Raw genomic sequence first — 4,165 nt, 5'->3', positions numbered from 1 at the left:
GGCGGGGAGCGGCATCGCGGAGGGCACACATCATACAACGGTAGGTCACGCTGTGCGTGACAGATCGTCTGATGGCATGCACAGCATGCCTTACGGCGACTGCTCCACCTCGCGAGACCCAGCGTCGATTGAATCGTTCATCCGCGCGAGACAACGCACCAACCTGGCACATGTGAACAGGCTACAATACGGGACGCCTTCCCCCGAGCCCGATCGGCTCACCATCATTAGCCCCATTGGTAAAGCTGCGGATGTCCATGCGCATCGTTCGAACTCTTTCGCTGCTCGGTTTGACTCTCATCGCTGGACTTGCGCCGGCGAAAAACCCACCGGTGCCGGCGATTCCCGAGTTGAGTGGGCTGGTCTTGCACCTCGATGCTGGCGAACTGGCAAAATCACAGCGGCCGGGGCCGGTCAACACGTGGCAGAACCTCGCCGCCGGTGTGCACGATTTTTCGCAAACAACAGAGGACCATCAACCGACGCTTGTGGAAGTGGCGGAATCGCACGTGGTGCGGTTTGATCGCTCGCACCTGCGCAGCGCCGGCAACGACCTCACGTCGAAATCGCTCACTGTTTTCACCGTTGTGGCGGCACATGCGAACCCCGGCGAGTTCCGTGGTTGGCTCTCGTCCAATGCACCGGGCGGACGCGACTACGAAACCGGATTCAATTTGGACCTCGGTCCGGGACCGACGCGTAAGCTTGACGTGATCAATGCCGAGGGACGTGGTTTCGGCGGGTTTCGCGATCTGTCGGAAGGCAGTCGCGCGTTCGGAACGCTGCATCAAGTCACCCTGCACGTCGATGCAGCATCAGAGATGGTTTCGTTGAGGGTCGACGGCAAAGACACCGGCCGGCGGGCTTATCGACCGTCCGAGATCTCTCTGGTGGAGATGACGCTGGGCGCTCGCTTTCACACCAACGGCCCGGGCAAGCTGCAGGTTCACGGTCAGTTGCCGTGCGACATCGCGGAGGTGTTGATTTACGATCGAACGTTAACGGACGAAGAAACGGGGGCGGTCGAGCGTTATCTAGCAGCGAAGCATGCAAACCTCGCTGAAGAGTTGCCGGGCGCGCTGAAGCTGGATCAGGATTCGGTCGAACTGGTCAAGGTCGAAAACCCACCGGTGATCCAGATGCTGATTCCCGGTTTCGAGGTCCACGAGATTCCCGTCGAGCTGACAAACGTCAACAACGTCCGATTCCGGGACGACGGTAAACTGTTTACGTTGGGATACAACGGTGACGTCCACTTGTTGAGCGACAGCGACGGCGACGGACTGGAAGACCGGGCGGAACTGTTTTGGAAGAACGAGGGGTCGCTGCGGGGACCGATCGGCATGCTGGTCACGCCAACGGACTATCCGCACGGCCAAGGCATCTTCACGCCCAGCAAAGGCAAGGTGTCGTTGATCGTTGACACCGACGGCGACGATCGGGCAGATGACGAAATGGTGGTGGCAACGGGTTGGGACGAAATCCCTCAAAACGTTGACGCCACCGGAATCGCCATGGGCTCCGACGGGTCCTTGTACTTCGGCCTGGGGACGGCGAACTATGCCAACGCCTACTTGATCGACGATCAAGGTCTCGCGAAGTACGACCTGCAAAGCGACCGAGGCACCGTGCAGCGTGTCTCTCCGGACTTCAAGACGCGTGAAACGGTTTGCACCGGCATTCGTTTCCCGATCGCATTCGCCTTTAACCGGCACGGCGACTTGTTTTGTGCCGAGCAAGAAGGTGCGACGTGGCTGCCCAACGGAAATCCGTTCGATGAACTCCTACATATCGTCCCGGATCGTCATTACGGTTTTCCGCCGCGGCATCCGCGACACAATCCAGACGTCATCGACGAACCGTCGGTGTTCGATTACGCCCCACAACATCAATCGACGTGCGGGATGGTTTTCAACGGTGACGGTGTGTCGGCGCCTCGTTTCGGTCCGAGCGGTTGGGCGGAAAACGCGATTGTTTGCGGCGAGTCGCGTGGCAAGCTCTGGCGAACCCAACTCGCCAAAACAGAAGCCGGCTATGTTGCAACCACCCAGTTGTTGGCGTGCTTACAAATGCTGACCATCGATGCCTGCGTCGCCCCGAACGGTGACTTGGTGGTCGCGTGCCACAGCGGACCGCCGGACTGGGGCACCGGACCGACGGGCAAAGGCAAACTGTTTCGCATCCGCATGTCCGATCCGGACATCGCCCGCCCCCTTCAAGCCTGGGCAAATTCGTCGCGTGAAATTCAGATCGCGTTCGATCGTCCGCTGGACGCCGCGATGCTGCAAAACGTCGCCGATCAAATCGTGATTCAGTATGGCCCGTTCGTCCGCGCCGGAGATCAATTCGAAACGCTGGTGCCACCCTACGCGGTCGTTCAGCGGCAATTGGCGACGCCGCGCCGAAACCTCGCCGTCCGCGGCATGGCGTTGTCCGCCGATCGCCGCAACGTGCTGTTGCAAACCGATCCGATGCTGGCCAATTCACACTACGCCGTGTCGATCCCGTATCAACCCCTCGACGTCCAATCAACTGGGGCATCGATCGAACAACGCCGATCAATCGATCTGGACCTGACGCTCGGAGGTGTCGAAGCAACGTTCGCCCGTCACGCCGATGACGGGGCGGACGCGGTTCGATGGACGGGTTGGTTGCCGCACGTCAACTGGCAGGTGTCCGACGAATTTACGCGTGAAAGTGCGATCCATGATCACCTCCGTTCGCTGTTGCCAGACGGGGGCGAGATGACGCTGAAGACGCGGCTGGACATGAAGGACCTGCTGCGACCGAAAGTCCAACCGGGTTCGACGTTGGATTACCAGTGGCCCGAAGAAATCGTCACGCTGACGGCCAGTTCGTCCCAGCCGTTGAGTCTTGAAATCGCAGACCGGCAAATCGCGGCGACTCGCGGGGATGACGGAAGATTTGTTGCCCGCGTCGAGATTGCCCCCGAGTCGGCCGACAGCGTTTCGCTGACGCTGCGTGCGCGGGTTGCCGCGAACTCCGCGCCCGATTGGTCGCTCGCCGCATCAACCAACGAAGACTCGCGATTGCGTGCCCTGCCACTGCGCCGTGTCTCTTTGCCGTGGACCTCGAAGTCTGGTTCGGATACCGAGCCGGTTGAATCAAAAACAATCGCCGAGATCGAAGGCGGGAACTGGGGCCGGGGGCGACGCGTGTTCCACAGTGACGCGGCAGGTTGTTTCAAGTGTCACGCGATTCACGGCGGCGGACCCAACATCGGGCCCGACCTGACCAATTTGGTGCATCGCGACTATGCGTCGGTGGAACGTGACATCAAGCATCCAAGTTTTGCGATCAATCCGGACTACCTGGGCAACACCGTGTTGACCACCGATGGCCGCGTGTTGACCGGAACGCTGCAAACCCAGCAAGGGCATTTGATCTTGGGGGATGCCGATGGCAAGACCACGCGGTTGACCAGAGCGGAGATCGACACGATCAAGCCGGCCGACGTGTCCGTGATGCCCAAGGGCCTGGACGAAAAACTGACGCCGGACCAGTTCCGCGACCTGATGACGTTCTTGCTGACCCCGCCGCCACACATGCCGCTGGATTCGCCGCTCGAAGCGCCACCGGTACGCACCCAAGCCGAAGTCGCTGCCGTCCTGGCCGGGTCGCAGCCGCTACCGAGCCCGCCCGACCCGATCCACATTGTCTTGGTGGCGGGCAAGAAAGATCATGGCCCGGGTGAACACGACTACCCGGCGTGGCAGATTCAGTGGGGGCAGTTGCTTGCAGCCGCCGAAGCCGTACACGTCGATGCGGCCTGGGACTTTCCTGATGACAAACAACTCGCGACCGCTGACGTCCTGGTGTTTTTTCAAAAGGGCGATTGGAATGATCAGCGACAAAGCAAGATGGACCAGTTTTTCGATCGCGGTGGCGGAGCGGTTTACATCCATTGGGCGGTCAACGGAAACGACCGAGCCGGCGAGTTTGCCAGGCGGATTGGCCTAGCGTCCAAGGGGGGCAGCATCGGTTACCGGCACGGACCGCTGACGTTAAACGTCCACAACACCGACCATCCGATCATGCGCAACATCGAGCCGCTGCAGCTGTATGATGAAAGCTATTGGCGACTGACGGGACAGCCACAGGACGTCACCTTGTTCGCGACCAGCATCGAAGACGGCGAGGCGCG

Annotated in this window: 1 protein-coding gene; it reads left to right on the top strand. The window is 60.5% G+C overall.

Features of this window, described 5'->3' with window-relative positions:
• Positions 1–257: 257 nt before the first annotated feature.
• Positions 258–4,165 (top strand): ThuA domain-containing protein (locus tag ABX749_RS24300; RefSeq protein WP_372898271.1); only part of this gene is annotated, 3,908 nt, incomplete at its 3' end.

The sequence above is a fragment of the Stieleria sp. genome, assembly GCF_041595215.1.
GTDB classification, from domain to species: Bacteria; Planctomycetota; Planctomycetia; order Pirellulales; family Pirellulaceae; genus Stieleria; species Stieleria magnilauensis.
The sequence above is the reverse complement of the archived record's forward strand: the minus strand, read 5'-3'. Positions and strand labels throughout refer to the sequence as shown.